Source organism: Psychrobium sp. MM17-31, from assembly GCF_022347785.1.
Taxonomy (GTDB): Bacteria; Pseudomonadota; Gammaproteobacteria; order Enterobacterales; family Psychrobiaceae; genus Psychrobium.
The window spans coordinates 278,432-296,358 of record NZ_JAKRGA010000004.1 but is presented as its reverse complement, the minus strand read 5'-3'; the positions used below and the strand labels follow the sequence as shown (position 1 = coordinate 296,358).

Here is a 17,927-nt window from a genome sequence, read left to right as displayed (position 1 = left end):
GTTCTATCTCCCTCAAACTATCGGTTTAAGATTCGGCTGCGCATTTCTTTCTTGCGCTCTTCTTGCAATGACTGAAACGTTTCCATTTGCTGTGCCGTTAAATGCTTAGCTAACGCTTTACTTGTAACTTCACGCTCAGCAGTCATGTCTTTTGCTAACTTACGCAACTGACTAAAACCAAGCTTAGCACGATTGTCTTTATTGGCTTCATCGAGATTGATATCGTATTTGGCTAGCACCTTTTTAGTGCGGTCGGCGCTCTCAATGAGTATCGGAGTAATAATATCGACCTGCTGCGGTGTTAATTGTAAACGCTCTTTTACCTTTTCAAATCGCTGCTGGAAATCGGCATTCTCACCAGCGTACACATGTGTCCAACAAGCGAAAAATAACGCTACTAATACAATGAATTTTTTCATATTAAATTTTCTCTCTAAATAATTTCAAAGAGAATTGTATCTCGCCTAAATTTCCGCCGTAGTAAAGAAATGTAAAGCTAAGCTGATTAGACAGGCTGATGTGCTTGTTTTTCTGCAGCCTTCTCATACTCTTTATCTAACAACTCTTGCAACTCGCCAATACGGCGCTCTTTTTCTTCAGACGATAATGTTTCATCTTTTGCTACCTCTTCCATCATAGCTTCGATCTCTTTGATCTTTTCCTTATCTACACCTAACCGCCCTTCAATAATCGAAGCCATGGCGTCTTTAAAAAGTGTTTCTTGAGAAGTTGGCTTATCACTACTCTGCGATACTTTTGAAATTCCTCGGGCTTGAGGGGCTAATTGGTCATAGGTGTTTGCTTCAACGCTATTATGTTTATGTCCACCCTGTACTTGTTGAGATAAGGTGACTTTATCATCAGCTACACGCAACTGCGGCTCGGCAACTTGCGGTTGTGATGATAACTGCTCAGTTGCTCTAAGCTGCTCTTGCTGTGCAACCTGATATTGGCGATTGAGATTTAAAATGGAGAAATTCATTGTTATCCCTAACTAAAACACTAATTAGCTTGCACATAGCAATGGTTAAGCCAATATATTTTAATACTTACCTTTCAACACCTTAGCTTAAATAGATAAAAATTAGAGGCTAAAACTAGCCACAATAGAGGTAACAATTATTGCCAGCGGCAACCTAGAAATGTACTAATTTACAACTTGTTACCTTTAATGTTGTAGCTTGCTCAATTGTTTGCGTAGAATGGCTATCGCCGCAAATATTTTGCCCATAATAATTGATAAAAAATCAAGGAATATCCCGTGAAATTAACTACTCTTTCGCTGGCACTTATGCTCAGCATTGGCGCTTCTTCGCCAGCTTTGGCGGCTGATGCCAAAAAATCTAAGTCTGATAAGAAAGACACCTCGCTAGCCTCAATGATCAAAGAAAAAGAAGAAACGAAAGGCTTATTCAATTTCTACCAAGATAAGAAGTCAGGTGAAATGTTGATGGTGTTAAACGACGATCAACTAGACACACCAATTCTTCACTTTGCCCACACTGTTGACGGTTTACTCGATGCAGGACATTTTCGCGGTGGCTATCGCGGCGTTAAGATTATTGAATTTCGTCGCTACTTCAACCGCATCGATATTATCACCAAAACACCGCGTTTCTTATTTGATGAAAACAATCCAATTAGCCGCGCGAAAGATGCCAATATTAGTGAAGCAGTTTTAGCTTCATTGCCGATTAAAAAAGAAGAAGATGGCAAAATCCTTCTTAACGTTAACAAGCTATTTTTAGGTGAGTCACTACACCGCGTTTCACCATGGCCAAGCTCTGGTAAAGCGGCAGCCAAACGCTTTAGCGTTGGTAAACTAGACAGCAAAAAATCACGTTTCTTAGACAAACGTGCTTTCGACGACAACGTTGATTTAGTTATTGATTACGTATTTAGTAATCCAAACCCACGCGTAGGTGGTTCTCGCGCCGTTTCTGATCCACGTTCAACGTCGGTTAAAGTTCAGCACTCTTTCGTTAAATTGCCAGAGAGCGACTTCAAACCGCGTTACGACGATGCGCGCGTTGGTTACTTCACGCATCAATACGATGAAATGACATCAACCAAGTGGGCACCTTATAAAGATGTTATCAAGCGTTGGAATCTTGTGAAAAAAGATCCAAGTGCTGAATTGTCAGAGCCAGTAGAGCCAATAGTTTGGTGGATTGAAAATACCACCCCATTAGAATGGCGCGACACTATTAAAGAGGCAGTTCTTAGCTGGAACAGCTCGTTTGAAAAAGCAGGCTTTAAAAACGCTATCGTTGTAAAAATTCAGCCAGATGACGCCGAATGGAGCGCAGGTGATATCAACTACAACGTATTGCGTTGGACTTCATCGCCAAATCCTCCGTTTGGTGGCTACGGCCCATCGCTTGCCAATCCATTAACAGGTGAAATGCTCGGTGCAGACATCATGCTTGAGTATGTATTCATGAAAAATCGCTGGATCTACGACAGCTTATACAGCCAAGGCGCTGCGAGCTTAAGTGTTGCAGGTCACGATGTTGAAAAAGAAGGCCTGCACTGTAGCTCAGGTCACTTATTACAGCAAAGCATGATTATGGCTAACACCATCACTGATACTAATTCAGTTGAAGGTAAACAGTTGCTTGACGAAGGTTTACGTTGGTTAATTCTTCACGAAGTTGGTCATACACTAGGCTTAAACCACAACATGAAAGCATCTATCTTGTGGAATGAAAAAGATATTCACGACATCAATAAAACCCAAGGTATCCTAGCTGGCTCAGTAATGGATTACACTGCGGTAAACGTTGCGCCTAAAGGTATGAGTCAAGGTAACTTCTTCCAAACTAAACCAGGTCCATATGACGATTGGGCAATTGAGTTTGGTTACACCACAGCATTAGAAGACGAAGCAGCAGAAGCTAAGCGTTTAGCGGCTATTTTAAATCGTTCAAGCGAACACGGTCATGCCTTTGGTAACGACGCCGACGACATGCGCCGCCCTGGTAGCCATATTGATCCACGTGTGATGATTGGTGATATGTCTTCAGATCCAGTGGCATATGCCAGTCAGCGTATGGAGCTGATCGACGGCATGTTTAGCAACCTTAAAAACAAAACGCTTAAAGAAGGCGCGTCTTACCAACCGCTACTGATTTCTGCCAATTCACTATTTGGTCAATACCGCACCCAAGCTGGTATCGTGTCTCGCCAAATCGGTGGTGTCTATGTCGAGCGTGATTTCCACAGCAAAGACAACAAACACACGCCTTACACGCCAGTGCCAAAGGCAACCCAAAAAGCGGCGATGAACACGCTTGCTAAGCAGGTATTTAACAGCGACGTGCTTGAGTCGATGGCGCCGCTGTATAACTACATGCAATTGCAGCGTCGTGGCTTTAACCACGGTGGTCGCAACGAAGATCCACGTGCACACGATATGATCATCGGCATGCAGCGCAATGTATTAGCGCACTTAATGCATCCAAATGTATTAAAACGCATCTCTGATACATCGTTATACGGCAACGAATATTCGCTAACCGAAGTAATGACGGATTTAACCGCTGCGATCTTTAACAGCGGTAAGCTAACTACTGTCAGCCAAAACATTCAAACTGACTATGTTAAACGCCTAATTGCCATCGTTGGTGTAAGTAAGCCATCTCGTTATGACAACCTTGCACGCGCTGCAGCGCTAGGTCAGTTAAATGCAATTTACGACAATGCATCTGGTTTTGGCTTCGGTCAGGACGCGGTAACTAAAGATCACAATGCCTATATCGCTCTACTTATCAAAAACGCTATACACAGCTAATTGATCACCTGCGATATTCAAGGCCGCTAAATGAAAATTTAGCGGCCTTTTTAATACCCGTAGTCGTTGGTAACGCAGTAGATAGTATTTTAGGCTGCTGCAAAACAAACATCATTATTGATTATGGGTACAGTTTTGCATATTCAGGCCGATAGTAATTCTATGCAACTAGAGTTCATCATCATGAAAATCAATCCACCAAATATTGCCATCAACGCGCAAACACATGTCCAGCCACCAGCATCAACAACAGGTTATTGGACTGTAAATAATGACAATGAATCGACATCGACAGTGCACATTTCTCAACAAGGCCGAGAGCTGTCACAACAAGCGAGTAAAACTAATGACTTTGGCTATGCTCTTAAGCAACCAAAAGATTTAGTCAATGAATCAGAAGCCACTGAAGAAGGCGCCGAGAAAGGTGATTTACTCGATGAAAAGATCAAACAAGTTCGCGAACAAATTCGCGAGTTGCAACAAGAAATTCTCAAGCTAAAAAATCAAAATACCGAAGCGGCAAAAGAGCAAATTAAAGCACTCACCAATCAGATGATGGCGCTAAGTGCGCAGTTAATTGCCCTAAACGAAGAGAAATTAAAAAAAATGAAGAATGAAGCCTAACAGGGATTCACCAAGATAACCGTTAAGCGATATAATCAGCGCACTTAATCAAGGTAGATAACCCCATGAAACTTATTCACACGCTTCTCGTCAGCACAGCGGTATTGTTTAACGTCATCAGCTACGCTCAAGACGCAACCAAAGAAACGCCATCAACTGCTGTTTTGGTTTGCATGAGCAATCAATTAAAAAATGCTAGCAGTGAAACCACCATTGCTGAGTTGCGTAAGCAATGTGAAAAAGAATCACTAAGCGCCTTGGCACAGCGCGGCCATTATGAGCAGCAAGTCAATGATAATCCATTTGCTATCTTGCCTCATAAGCCTAACTATTTACTGCCTTTTACCTACTCTAATGTCGATACCGATATTTACGATCACATTCTCGATGGTGATGAATACGATCCCGTTGAAGCTAAGTTTCAAATATCCATTAAATACATCGCTTATCAAGATTTCATCTTTGACAATATCGATATGCAGTTTGCCTTCACCGCAACCAGCTGGTGGCAAACCTATAACTCAGAGCTGTCAGCGCCATTTCGCGAAACAAACTATGAGCCAGAAGTCATATTCACCTACGAAGAGCCTTGGGAGTTATTCGGCGTACCAATCGATATGACTTATGTGTCATTCAATCATCAATCAAACGGTAAAGGCGGCGAATTTTCGCGTAGCTGGAACCGCATAATTGGTGGCCTAGTGATGAGTCATGGCCCGGTTATTTATGGTGTTAGAGCCTGGTGGCGTATTCCAGAAGATCCCAAAGAAACACCTGATGGTTTAGGCGATGACAACCCTGACATTGAAGACTATCTCGGCAAAGGCGAATTTGGCGCGATTTGGCAAATTAACGAGCACCATAACTTAAGCGTGATGCTGCGCAACAATCTCAAAAAAGACAACAAAGGGGCTATCACTTTAGGCTGGTCTTTCCCTATCAATAAACGATTGCAAGGATACGTCGAGTATTTCAACGGCTATGGAGAAAGCCTGATTTATTACAACGAGCGTACCCAGCAAATCGGTATTGGCATTAAGTTAACCGACTGGCTATAAGCTAGTCGGCACTAATTTGAAAACGCCTTGTCCATCTAGCGCCACGTAAACATAACCATCTGGCGCTTGAGTGACATTGCGCACTCGCACTAGATCATCCACCGCAATGTCTTGCTTAGTCACCTTATCGCCATTTAGCGTTAACATCACAAGTTGACCGAACTTTAATGAACCAACCAACAACTTTCCTTGCCATTGTGGATACTTATTACCGGTAACAAAGGTCATACCCGATGGCGCTATCGAAGGATCCCAATACCACAGTGGCTGTAACATGCCTTCTTTTTCCGTTAAGTCAGTAAAACGTGTGCCACTGTAGTTGATGCCATAGCTGATAACAGGCCAACCGTAGTTCTCACCACTTTTGATAATGTTGACTTCATCACCACCGCGAGGACCGTGCTCGTGAGTCCAAATAGCACCACTACTTGGGTGTTTTATCATTCCTTGTGGATTGCGGTGACCATATGAATATGTCGCTTGTTTCACGCCTTGTTGATTAACAAAAGGATTATCCTTTGGAATACGGCCATCGTCGTGCAAGCGATAAACCTTACCGCCATCACGGCTTAAGTTTTGTGGATTAAGATCGCGCTGACCGCGATCGCCAATGGAAAAATACAAGTAGCCCTGATTATCAAATGCCAAGCGACTTCCAAAATGCGCGCCGCTGTTACTATAAGCTTGAGCCACGTAGATATCTTGCTGCTCGACTAACTGATTGCCCTTGAGTTTAGCGCGCATAATGGCCGTACTTTTGTGGCCTTTGGTATCACGCTTGGCATAAGAGAAATAAAGCCAACCATTGTCGGCATAATTTGGATGCAAAATGATATCGAGCAATCCACCTTGCCCACCTGTCGCTATCTTTGGTAGGCCCTCGATAATCTGAACTTCACCAGAGGTTTTATTGACGCGTTTTAATAAACCCTTTCTCAAAGTCATCAACATATCGCCATTAGGCAGCCAAGTCATTCCCCACACAATACCCGACTCTTTTACAACTAGCTGTTTATCAACTTTCTGCTGAGCATTAAGCTGAAGCGTCATTCCAAGCGTTATCAGCGCGACTGCGATTTTGATCCACTGCGATTTCATAATTCTATCCGTTGTTATCTTTCACTCGATTGTACTGATAAAAAGCCAAAGACCAAACAAAAAGGCCAAACACTATGTTTGGCCTCTTAATTATTTAATTCAGTATCAATTCTACTGACGGATACCTTCAATATGAAGATCTAAATCAACATGTGTTGACTGTGGCCCCAATTGAATTGGAATACCGTAATCCGCCATTTTAATGCGGGTTGTGCCACTAAAACCAACGCGGTAACCACCCCAAGGATCTTTACCTTCACCGATTTTTTCAGCGTCGATAATAATCGGCTTGGTCACGCCACGTAGGGTTAAGTTGCCTTTAACTTCTAGCTTGCCATTACCAAGATCTTTAACCGACGTGCTTTCAAATTTAGCCGCTGCGTATTTTGACACATCCAATACATCATCATTGCGCAAATGCTTATCACGCTCGGCGTGGTTTGAGTTAATACTTGTTGCATCGATATTAACCACAATCTTAGTCGCTTCTGGATTTTTCGCGTCGTAGTTAAATTTTCCGTCGAACTTATCGAAACGGCCAGTTAACCAACTGTAGCCTAAATGCTTAATCTTGAAGTTGATAGAAGCATGAGCGCCTTTGTAATCGACAATATAGTCAGCCGCATTTGCGATTGGACTTAGTAATGCGCCAGCTAACGCAGAAGCTAAAAGTAATTTCTTCATAGTCTTTCTCTCTTATTTCATTCCTAACATTCGTTTGAGGGTATTATCTTTGTCGATAACATGATGTTTTAATGCCGCCAGCGCATGCAAAACAGCTATAGCAACCACAGCATAGGCAGCATATTCGTGGGCAGTTCCCGCTAAATCTTCTTGATTGGTAAACAGCTCACCAAAACCTGGCACCGTCACCAAGCCAAAAATATCAATACCACGGCCATCGGCGGTTGAAATTAGATAACCAGTGATCATGATAAAAAACAGCAACAAATAAAGCGCTAAATGCACTGCATGACCAGCCTTGCGCTCTATTGCCGTATGCGTTTCTAAAGCCTGTGGCTGAGGCTGCATAACGCGAGACACCACGCGAACTATCATTAGCAGCAACAAGATCATACCAATGCTGCGATGAAGATCGGGGCCGGTTTTATACCAAGGATCGTAGTAACCTAGTCCCACCATCCAATAGCCAAGCCCAAACAATCCAAAGACCGCGATTGCTACCAGCCAATGCATGCCAATAGCAAAGTATCCGTAACTGTGTTGAGTATTTTTCATCATAAATAGATACCGCTTGTTCGAATTGGTTCATAATAAAATAAGAATTATTCTTAATAAATAGCTTATTTGACAAGTTATTGTTTCCATATAACTCGTAATAGAATGGAAATAAGTTATATTCCACCGTAATAAAGCAAAAAAAATCCGCTAAGCCAAAACTCAGCGGATTTTTAAATTTTCTAACTCGGCGTTAATTCCACCGACTCAATTGTTAGTGAATATGACCGTGCTCGTCAGCTTGTACTTCACCAACTGGTGCATCATCTGCTGATGGTGGAGTCATCTTATCAACAGAAATAAGCTCAACTTCAAACAGTAGGATTGAGTTAGCAGGAATGCCGCCGTTTGCGCGTGGGCCGTAAGCCATTCCAGAAGGAATAGCAAATTTGTATACCGCACCTGGGCTCATTAATTGCAGACCCTCAGTCCAACCAGGGATTACACCGCCTAATGGGAATGACGTTGGCTCACCGCGATCGTGTGAACTATCGAATTTAGTGCCATCAGTTAGCGTACCTGTGTAGTGTACAGTTACCGAATCAGCGGCTGTTGGTTTTTCACCTTCGCCTTGGTTAACAACTTCGTAGTGCAAGCCAGACGCTGTTGATTTCACGCCTTCTTTTTTAGCGTACTCATCGAAGAAAACTTTCTCTTCTGCAACGATTTTAGCCGCTTGAACTTCTTTCATCTTCTTGTCGTAAGCCATTAGCGCCGCTTGAACTTGCTCGTCATTTAGCACTTCGTTGCCTTTAACAGTGTCGCTAAAACCTTTAATGATTAAATCTTTATCTGCTTCTACGCCCATTTCTGACGCTTGCTCAAGACTCTTGTTTACGTATTTCGCAAATGAAACACCAATCGCGTAAGCGCCTTTTTCGTCATCTGTTTTTAATTCAACAGCTGCTGGTGCAGCCTTAGCCACTGGCTCAGCTTTTTTCTCTTGGTTACAAGCTGCAACTGTTAGCAATGCTGCGGCTACCGCAGAAACTTTTAAAATCTTGTTCATGAAACTTCCTTTAACGGGGTCAATCACCACTTTGCAGCGGCATTTCGTATTATTTTAAGTGTTGGTGTTTATGCCATATTCTCAGTTGGTTATACAAGCTTTTTAATAAGATAGTTATTGATTAGCCTGCATTTGAACCATATTATCGGAATATGCGCCCTCGAATGTGTCATATAGATAAAAAAGTTAGGTAAAAGTTCATGCTCAAACGGATATTTTTGTTCTGCCTCATCGCCACGCTTACTGCGTGTAGCGATAGCGATAAACCCGAAAAAATTTGGGAGCATGCAACCGATGGCGCCCTCGCCGCTGCAATTTCACAAGACGCCAGCTTAGCGCTAGTATCATCGAGTTTTAACGATCTGATTTTATGGGACTTAAAAACCAACGCCCAGAAATACCGTTGGGCACAAGGTAAAGAAAACCTCGTGCTTTTTACCGCAATATCTGACAACAACAAATATGCTGTATCCGCTGAAAAGGATGCCTTTGTCGTATGGGATATCGAAACGGGCAAATCACTCACTTATTCCAAGGTTCGCGAATCCACTATTCGCGATATTGCCATTGCCAACAACGGCGATTTACTCATCGGTAAAGTGAACGGCGTGGTGGTTCACGTCAATATCTTTAGCGGCAGGCGCATCGAGTTTTTAGGTCACGGTGAAAAAATTAACAGCGTTGCTATCTCGCCAAATGGTCGCTATGCACTATCGGGCAGTAGTGATTACACTGCGCTGTTTTGGGATACTCAAACCGCGCAAGTTATTCACCGATTTGTCCATCCAACACGAGTCACTAAAGTGGCTTTAGACACCACAGGGAAATATGCCTTTAGTGCAGGCAGCCAGCGTCAGTCGTCTATTTGGGACTTAAAAACAGGTAAAGAAGTTAGCCGCTTGCAATATCAGTCTCGCTCCCGTGTTTTTAGCGCAGTAAGGTTTTCTAATGATTCGAAACAACTCTTCACGGGCAGCCCCGGCCGTGTCCTTAATCGCTGGCAAACAAGCTCAGGCATCGAGTTAGAAGAGTGGAAAGTGACACCGCGCAAAGATTCGCGCCCAGTTAGCTCGGTTATTTATGCCATTGGCGAAACAAAATCGGGTACACTAGTCACCGAAAGCAGTTCTGGCTTTGCCGAGTTTTGGAAAATTGGTAGTAGCCGCTAATCCACAGGAAATATCATGAGTAACACCGAGCAACGCCTCGACGATTTGGAAATGAAGGTCGCCTTCCAAGAAGACACTATCGAGAGTTTGAGCAATGAAATTGCGTTATTAAACGAACTCATCGATCGTCAGCGCACCCAATTAGAATACCTTGCTAATAAACTCGGTGAAATCTCACAAGCGCCAATGGGCGCACAATTACCAGAGCCACCGCCGCCACACTATTAATTCACAGGGAACAACAATGTCTATTACAAGGATTAATCACTTTACCGCTGCCAATGATAAAGCTGACGAGCTAGCCGCTTTTCTAGCGTCATTAGTCCCTTATATTAGCGGTTGTGATGGTAATTTAGGTTGCGAAGTATTGCGTCAATCAGACAACGAGCACAAATTTGCCGTCATCGAGAAATGGCGCAGTGTGGAAGATCATCAACGCTCGTTAGCTAATTTTCCCAGCGAAGAAATGCAAGCCGCCATGATCTTGTTTGGCGCGCCACCAAGCGGTGCAGGCTACATTGCATTAACTTAATATCAATAACACGGCGAGAGCGTTTTAAAGATTAACGCTATAAGGGGATAGATTTTGATGTATATGGAGCAAATTTTATTTTTCAAGGATGAAAAATTGAGCCAACAAGGATGTTTTCACGGCGTATTTGCGTAGGATGCATCGAAATCTAAATTATAATGCTCTTGCCGTGACATCAACAACGCCAACAAGGCGTTGTTTTGATTCACACCCAATTCAGAAACACAAAATTATAGTGTGCAAACCACCTTGCCACATAAACAGACGGAACAGTCATGACACGGAAATTAACGCTGCTCATTATCTTGCTTTTAACCTTTCAATTAACCGCTTGTGGCGACAAAAACGAAGCTAAAGACAAGACTACATCTAACGCCCAGCAAACCACAACACAGTCTCCAGCGACATCAAGTGCGCCAGCAAAAGTTAAAAAGGATTACAGCAAAATCAAAGAGTTCTCTGTGGTCAATAGTGGCTATCGCGAGTTCAATGGACTGCCAGCGGCTTGGGTGATGTTTAGTAAGCCAGTAAACCGTAGCCAAGATATTAATCAGGCGATCACCTTAAGTGATAATAGTGGTTATCTCCCTAAAGCATGGCAATTAGACGATGAAGGTATTAATGCGTATTACGTGAATATCAAGCCTGATTCCAAATATAACATCGTGGTCGATCGCTCACTAAAAAGCACTGATAATACAGCGGTTTCAGAATTTCATAAGAAAACATTCACTAGCCCACACCTGACGCCAACAGCCTCTTTCACCCAGCGCGGTTCAGTATTAAATCCACAATTTAGCGACGGTTTGCCAGTAATGGTGATTAACCAACCGTGGGTGGAAGTTAATTTTTATCGTGTTAAAGGCGCCAATTATGCCGATCTCCTGTCTTACAACAGCACTAGCAGCATATATTCATGGTCAGTTGAGCGCCTCGCCAAAGACGGCGAATTGGTAAGCACCCAAAAATACGATACCAAGGCACAAAAAAATCAGCGAATTGAACGCGTTCTGGCAACCAATCACATTGATGCATTAAAAGAGCCCGGCCTTTATTTCGCCGTATTACGCACGCCAAATGATTACGAATCTTATCAAATCGCCCGCTTTACCATTAGCGAATTAACCCATGAAGTACGTGAATACAGTGATTATTTCTTGGTGACAGTTGCAGAGCAAAACACCGCCTTGCCTGCCGCAGGTGTTAAGGTGCAAGCCTTTGGCTCTCAATACCAAACCATGAGTAAGATCCAAACCACCGATGCGTTAGGGCAAACTAAAATCAAAAAGAACGAAAGCCTAGCTTTCATCACTTTGACTCGTGGCGATGATTTTAGCGTCATTAACACCCGTCGCCAGCAACCGCTTAATTTAAGTGATTTCGCCATTGCAGGCACTGAAAACAGCGCGTTAGAGCTTTTCGTATTCGGCGCCCGCGATCTTTATCGCCGCGGCGATTCGGTGACTTATTATGGGCTCCTTAAAGATCAAGACGGACGCGGCGTTAGCGCCATGCCAATTGAAGCTAAGCTGCAAGATCCCAACGGCAATATTCTAAAAACCCGCCTATTATCGCCAAAAGATGGCTTATATCAGTTTGATTTCGCCATCGCTCCCGATGCACTAACAGGCCACTATCAACTGAAATTCAATTTAGCGAGCCAGCAGTTTAATCATCAATTTAGCGTTGAAGACTTTATGCCGCAACGCCTTGAAATTAAGCTGCCAGCAGATGCCGCGCCATTAACTCGCGCTGGCAATGCCAAGCAACCATTAACCGGCTTATTCCTCTATGGCGCGCCGGCTAGCGAACATAAAGTTGATGGACTATTGCAACTAAAGACCACTGACCAAGCGGTTGCCAACTTACCAAATTTCTATTTCGGAGAGCATAAGCAACAAGGCACCCTCGCCAGCAATGAGCTTAACATTATTACTCTTGATCAAGCGGGTAAAGGCACGCTAATGCTTGAGGATACGTGGCACAAATATAATCAAGCGCTCACCCTCAATGGCTATGCCTATCTGTATGAGAATAGTGGCCGTAAAGTCAGCAAGGGATTCCAACGTTTATGGTGGCCGCACCGTGAAATGTTGGGCATAAAACCACATTTCGACGATCTAACCAGCGACAGCGAAACACAAGTGAATTTTGAACTGGTACGCAGTGATATCAGCGGCACATTAGCAAACGATGAAGTCTTTGTTAGCCTGTTCCGCCATCACAAGGAATACTACTGGGAGCACAGCCGTCAAGAAGGTTGGCAGCGTCACAAACGAGAAAGTGTCTACCCAGTATGGCAAGACAACCTAACGCTAACCGCAGATAAACCACTTGCTATCTCGGTGCCCGTTGAATGGGGAGAATATGAGTTAATCGTAAAATCCAATTCCGACAAGCAAATTGCCCGTCTATTTTTCAATGCCGGTGAGGATTGGTATTGGCGCTGGTCACAACAAAACAATGGCAGTGTCCGTCCCGATCAAATTGACTTAGCACTCAATCAAGCCTCGTATAGCGCTGGCGAAACAGCACTAGTTAACATCGACTCGCCATATGCGGGGCAAGCATGGTTGCGTTTAGAGGCTGATGATGTGTTGTGGCAACAACAAGTTAGTCTGCAAGAAGGACAAAACCAACTGCAAGTTCCTATTGAAGATTGGCAACGACACGATGTGTATTTAACAGCCTATCTTATAGCGCCAATGAGCAAAGATGCAGGCATTAAACGCGCATTGGGAATCACTCACGTACCGCTAAATCGCGCGAATAGAAAACTAAAACTCTCTATCAATGCGCCAGAGAAAATCAAACCAAACACCACTGCGCAAGTGACGGTAGCTGTCGATAATGCAGCGCAAGCAACCCATGTTGTGCTGGCGGCGGTAGATGTAGGTGTGTTAAATCTTCATCAATTTAAAACGCCAGATCCTTTTGCCCACTTCTTTGCCAAGCGTCGTTATGACATCGAAATCAAAGACAACCTTAGCGCAATAATCGCCCCCAATGATTTTGCCAAAGCAGATATTCTGTGGGGCGGCGGCGCCGAAATGGATCGCGGCGGCCAACAAGCCAGTGCTCATGTCCAAATTGTTTCGTATTTATCTGCGCCGCAATTAGTCGAAAATGGCCAAGCGAGCTTTGATGTTCCCGTACCGTATTTCAATGGCCGCTTACGCTTATTTGCCATCGCCTATAGCGAGGATAAGTTCGCCAGCGATGAACAAACCATGACCATTGCCGATGATGTGGTTACGCAAATAAATATGCCGCGTTTCCTAGCCATTGGCGATAGCGCAACCTTGTCGGTCGATCTCACTAACACCACTGATATTGTGCAATCACTTGCTGTGTCAATCAGCGCACCAGAGCTTGGTATTGACGTCAATAAAGCCATCGAGTTAGCACCGAAACAAAGTGATAGTATCAAGCTGAGCGCTGCGCCAACCAAACCGCATGATAAAGCGCCAATATCGCTTAATATCAAGGGCGATTCATACAACACGCAGCGCCAATGGCATTTAAGCGTGCGCCATCCTTATCCGGCACAACGTCGCAGCGAGAGTAAAACGCTATCACCTAAAGCGCAGTTTTCTTTTGCGCCAAATACCCGTGGTTGGTTGCCTGATATCCAATCAAGCATTAGCATTGCCACTAGGCCGCAATTTGATCTGAGCGATCAAGTGAGCAAGCTTTATCAGTTCCCGCTAGGCTGTCTTGAGCAAACAAGTAGCCGCCTCTATCCGTGGCTAGCACTAGCACCTAAAACACAACAAGAGTTGCAAAAAGAGCTAGTTAACATCGATCGCAATGAGCTTATCAATAAAGGCGTTGCGCGCATTCTAAGTATGCAAACCTATAACGGTGGTTTAAGCCTCTGGGGCGGTAACGACCGAGAAGCACCTTGGCTTAGTGTCTATGGCGCTCAGGTGTTGCTAGCGGCACAAGAGAATGGTGTATTCGTGCCAGATGCGCAATTAGAAAAACTGCTTAAACGCATTGCTTACTACCTAAGACGCGGTAATTTTAGCGGTTACGGTGATATGGAAGACTATCGCTTTGCCACTCGTTCCTATGCCGCTATGGTATTAGCGTCGCTATCGCGTGCTAATCAAAGCCATATGCGTCAATTGATGAAAAACACTAATGACAGCAAATCGCCTCTAGCATTAGTACAGCTGGCGGTCGCCTTTGAACTAATGGGTGACAAAAAGAGCGCGAAAACTCTGCTAAAACAAGCAAAATCTACGGCTTATCAACGCGTTTATAACGGTACTTACGCGTCAGTTATTCGCGATAAAGGGCTAATCATTAACTTGTTGCTGAAACACAACCTCGATAGCCAATGGGCGCAAAAACTTGCATTTAGTCTATGGCAAGATAAACAGAATAGACAATGGTTTAGCACCCAAGAGCGCCTCGCTTTAGTACTTGCTGACGCTCAGTTAGCGCAACACTTTGGTGATGAATTTAACTATCAGCTTATCGTCGGTGACAGCGAGTTTAATGGCCCAGATCAAGGACGCGCGTTTTATCGCGTCGATGGTTCAGCGATTAACAGCAGCCTGCTGACGAATACCTCTGATCAACTATTGTTTGTCGATCAAATTTCACAGGGCTACCCAAAAACTGCCCCAGATCGCGCTTCCAATGGCATGAGTATCCGCCGTGATTATTACGATATGCAAGGGCGTGCGATTGATATTGATAATGTGCAGAGTGGCGAGCAATTTATCGTCCGTATTCGCGCTCGTAGCCATAAAGACAATATCAAAGATATTATGGTGGTGGACCTTCTGCCAGCAGGTTTCGAAATAGAAAATAGCGACTTTGATGCCAGTGCTGGTTTAACTGATCTTATGATCGATGGCCGTCGAATTACCGATCACATTAATCGTTATAACATTGACTATCAGGGAAATTTAGACGATCGCTTTATTGCCTCTATTTCTATTAACTCTTACAACGAAACCCAGCTGTTTTACCGTGTACAAGCTGTCACACCGGGTATTTTCAAACATCCACCTGTGATGGCAGAAGCCATGTACCTCGAAGGCGTTAACGCCGTTGGCAAAAACAGCGCGAACATTCGCGTCAAATAATGCGTTGGTGGCAAGGCGCTATCGCGGCGATGGTAACAGTGGCACTGTCACTGACCATCGCCGATAAATTAGCGCCATTGGATTTATCTAAACTCAACGATGGCGCAGTAGTGGTTAGCGATAGTGATGGCCGACCACTGCGTGCTTTTGCCAATGCACAAGGCATTTGGCGCTATCGCGTAAAAGTCGAAGATGTTAGTCCTCACTATTTGCAGGCGCTATTTACCTATGAAGATCGTCACTTTTACCAACACCCCGGCGTAAACCCCCTTGCGATGATACGCGCGGTTGGCCAAGCTATTTATCACGGCAAAGCAATTTCTGGCGGTTCAACCATCACCATGCAGGTGGCGCGTTTACTCCACCCTAACAAGCGTTCTATCAACGGTAAGCTTTATCAAATGTTGCGCGCGCTGCAATTAGAATGGCATTTTAGTAAAGCGCAAATTCTTGAGATTTATCTCAATATCGCGCCTTTTGGCGGCCCAATTGAAGGTGTTCAAGCCGCTAGTTACGTTTATTTCGATAAGCCAGCATCGCAACTAACTCACAACGAAGCGGCGCTGCTCGCTGTATTACCACAGTCTCCTAGCCGTTATCGCCCCGATCGTTATCCTAAGCGAGCACTACAAGCACGTAACAAACTGCTAGAACGCATGGTGACTTATCAGCAATGGCCTCGTAGCCTAGTCGATACCTTAAAAGCCGATCCCATTTACGCCGATTATTTTGCACAACCAAATATCGCGCCACTGCTAAGCCGTCGTTTAAAATCAGCAACTAAACCGTCAGATCTAGCGACTGATATCGCCACCTTTATCGATGGCAACTTACAAGAACAATTAGAATACCAAGTCAAAGATTACTTACACCGTCTGCCCGCAAAGACATCTGCTGCCGTTTTAGTGATGGATGGTTTAAATGGCGAAGTAAAAGCCTACCTTGGCTCAGGTGATTTTAGTGATAATGAGCGTTATGGCCATGTTGATATGATCAAGGCGGTTCGCTCACCAGGCTCTACACTTAAGCCATTTGTCTATGGCGACGCCATTGAGAACGGTCTAATTCACGAGCAATCTCTATTACACGACACGCCAATTATCAAAGGCGATTATCGGCCACACAATTTTAGTGGCGGTTATTCGGGGCCTGTCTCCACCAGTGACGCCTTGCTACGCAGCCTCAACTTACCCGTATTACAAGTATTAAACTACGGCGCTAGTGAGGCACTTAGTGCCCGATTAAACAATGCGGGATTACAACTGCGGTGGCCACGCTATGCGAGTGCCAATAAAGCGCTCGTCTTAGGTGGTGTTGGCGTCAAGCTCGAATCATTAGTTTCTGCCTACTCAGCCCTTATCAACCAAGGGCAAGCAATTGCGCCGCGTTACCGCAAAGACACTCCGTTAGCACCGCGATTCTTACTAGAGCCGCAAAGCGCATGGATAATTCAAAATATTCTGCGCCAACAGCAACAACCAGGGCGATTGAGCGAGCATTTATCAGCACATCAAAACACAAATATAGGTTGGAAGACTGGCACCAGCTACGATTTTCGCGATGCTTGGGTCATTGGCTTTTCCGGACGCTACATTATCGGCGTATGGATAGGCCGCGCCGATGCTGTTAGTGTTGCCAACAACACAGGTAACAATCACGCGCTGCCATTGTTTTTACAAACTGCCAATCAGCTTAATGATACTTATCAGCCACAACGGCCACCAAACGTTAGCCAACAAAAGATCTGCTGGCCAAGTGGTAAACTCGCTAGCGAATCAACCAGTGAAAACTGTCTAGAATTAAAAGAGGCTTGGCTAGTTGATAACCAAGCACCAAGTACATTGGCGAGTATAAGCCCTGATTTTAGTAGTCGCTTACAACACAATTACTATCTGGAGCCCGACGGCACACGCGCCAATTTGTTATGTGCCAGCGAGGATGCAAAGGCACAAACAATCGCTTTATGGCCACCAGCACTTGATCCTTGGGTGGCCTCCAAATTGCGAAATCAGCAACGATTTCCGCGACTCAGTAGTCAATGTCCGCCTGAGCAACAATCACTACAACCACTAATCATCACCTCCATAAAACCCGGAAGTCATTTTATACGGATAAAAGCTAAAGCTCTGCACTTACCTTTGCTTACCAATCAAAAAACACAGCAAATTTTCTGGTTCTTAAATGGCGTGTTAATCGATAAAAGTAACGAGTTAATCGTTAAAAATCAGGGAAGTTACCAATTAATTGCATTGTCGATGCAAGGACAATTGGATAAAGTAAATTTTTTCGTCGAATAATGTTCA

Annotated in this window: 14 protein-coding genes; 8 read left to right on the top strand and 6 right to left on the bottom strand. The window is 44.2% G+C overall.

Translation table 11 applies throughout. The annotated features are described in order from the left end of the window. Positions 1-17 precede the first annotated feature (17 nt). Entirely contained in the window at positions 18-419 is a 402-nt protein-coding gene (locus tag MHM98_RS14010; protein WP_239439979.1) for a hypothetical protein, read from the bottom strand. 86 nt (positions 420-505) lie between these two features. Then, complete coding sequence (locus MHM98_RS14005; RefSeq protein WP_239439978.1) at positions 506-982, bottom strand: hypothetical protein; 477 nt, start codon at positions 980-982, stop codon at positions 506-508. A 279-nt stretch (positions 983-1,261) separates the two neighbouring features. Here MHM98_RS14005 and MHM98_RS14000 point away from each other — a divergent pair, with 279 nt between their 5' ends. The 3 genes from MHM98_RS14000 to MHM98_RS13990 all read left to right on the top strand — a co-directional run bounded on the left by MHM98_RS14000 (position 1,262) and on the right by MHM98_RS13990 (position 5,475). Continuing rightward, positions 1,262-3,793 (top strand): zinc-dependent metalloprotease, encoded by a 2,532-nt coding sequence (locus tag MHM98_RS14000; RefSeq protein ID WP_239439977.1) that lies wholly within the window; start codon positions 1,262-1,264, stop codon positions 3,791-3,793. Positions 3,794-3,976: 183 nt separating this feature from the next. Continuing rightward, entirely contained in the window at positions 3,977-4,417 is a 441-nt protein-coding gene (locus MHM98_RS13995; protein ID WP_239439976.1) for a hypothetical protein, read from the top strand. Between the two features lie 65 nt (positions 4,418-4,482). Continuing rightward, positions 4,483-5,475: a phospholipase A gene (locus MHM98_RS13990; protein ID WP_239439975.1), complete on the top strand. Its 993-nt coding sequence runs from the start codon at positions 4,483-4,485 to the stop codon at positions 5,473-5,475. Here MHM98_RS13990 and MHM98_RS13985 read toward each other — a convergent pair. From MHM98_RS13985 to fkpA, 4 genes are all read right to left on the bottom strand, one after another. Then, positions 5,470-6,573 carry a PQQ-dependent sugar dehydrogenase gene (locus MHM98_RS13985; RefSeq protein ID WP_239439973.1) on the bottom strand — a complete coding sequence of 368 codons (1,104 nt, stop codon included), beginning with the start codon at positions 6,571-6,573 and terminating at the stop codon, positions 5,470-5,472. The two genes, MHM98_RS13990 and MHM98_RS13985, sit on opposite strands and share 6 nt — an antisense overlap. A 111-nt stretch (positions 6,574-6,684) precedes the next feature. Beyond that, a complete protein-coding gene (locus tag MHM98_RS13980; protein WP_239439972.1) occupies positions 6,685-7,257 on the bottom strand; it encodes a YceI family protein in 573 nt (190 codons plus the stop codon). Positions 7,258-7,269: 12 nt separating this feature from the next. Then, entirely contained in the window at positions 7,270-7,815 is a 546-nt protein-coding gene (locus tag MHM98_RS13975) for a cytochrome b (RefSeq protein ID WP_239439971.1), read from the bottom strand. Between the two features lie 211 nt (positions 7,816-8,026). Next, complete coding sequence (gene fkpA, locus MHM98_RS13970; protein ID WP_239439970.1) at positions 8,027-8,821, bottom strand: FKBP-type peptidyl-prolyl cis-trans isomerase; 795 nt, start codon at positions 8,819-8,821, stop codon at positions 8,027-8,029. Positions 8,822-9,021: 200 nt separating this feature from the next. Between fkpA and MHM98_RS13965 the strand changes: the two genes are divergently transcribed. The 5 genes from MHM98_RS13965 (at position 9,022) to pbpC (ending at position 17,921) form a co-directional block, all read left to right on the top strand. Next, positions 9,022-9,990, top strand: coding sequence for a hypothetical protein (locus MHM98_RS13965; protein ID WP_239439969.1), 969 nt, complete (start codon positions 9,022-9,024; stop codon positions 9,988-9,990). A gap of 15 nt (positions 9,991-10,005) precedes the next feature. Continuing rightward, positions 10,006-10,218: a SlyX family protein gene (locus tag MHM98_RS13960; RefSeq protein WP_239439968.1), complete on the top strand. Its 213-nt coding sequence runs from the start codon at positions 10,006-10,008 to the stop codon at positions 10,216-10,218. A gap of 16 nt (positions 10,219-10,234) precedes the next feature. Then, positions 10,235-10,522: an antibiotic biosynthesis monooxygenase family protein gene (locus MHM98_RS13955; protein ID WP_239439967.1), complete on the top strand. Its 288-nt coding sequence runs from the start codon at positions 10,235-10,237 to the stop codon at positions 10,520-10,522. Between the two features lie 275 nt (positions 10,523-10,797). Further along, positions 10,798-15,624 carry an MG2 domain-containing protein gene (locus tag MHM98_RS13950; RefSeq protein ID WP_239439966.1) on the top strand — a complete coding sequence of 1,609 codons (4,827 nt, stop codon included), beginning with the start codon at positions 10,798-10,800 and terminating at the stop codon, positions 15,622-15,624. After that, positions 15,624-17,921, top strand: coding sequence for a penicillin-binding protein 1C (gene pbpC, locus MHM98_RS13945; RefSeq protein ID WP_239439964.1), 2,298 nt, complete (start codon positions 15,624-15,626; stop codon positions 17,919-17,921). Before MHM98_RS13950 ends, pbpC begins: the two co-directional genes overlap by 1 nt. Positions 17,922-17,927 lie beyond the last annotated feature (6 nt).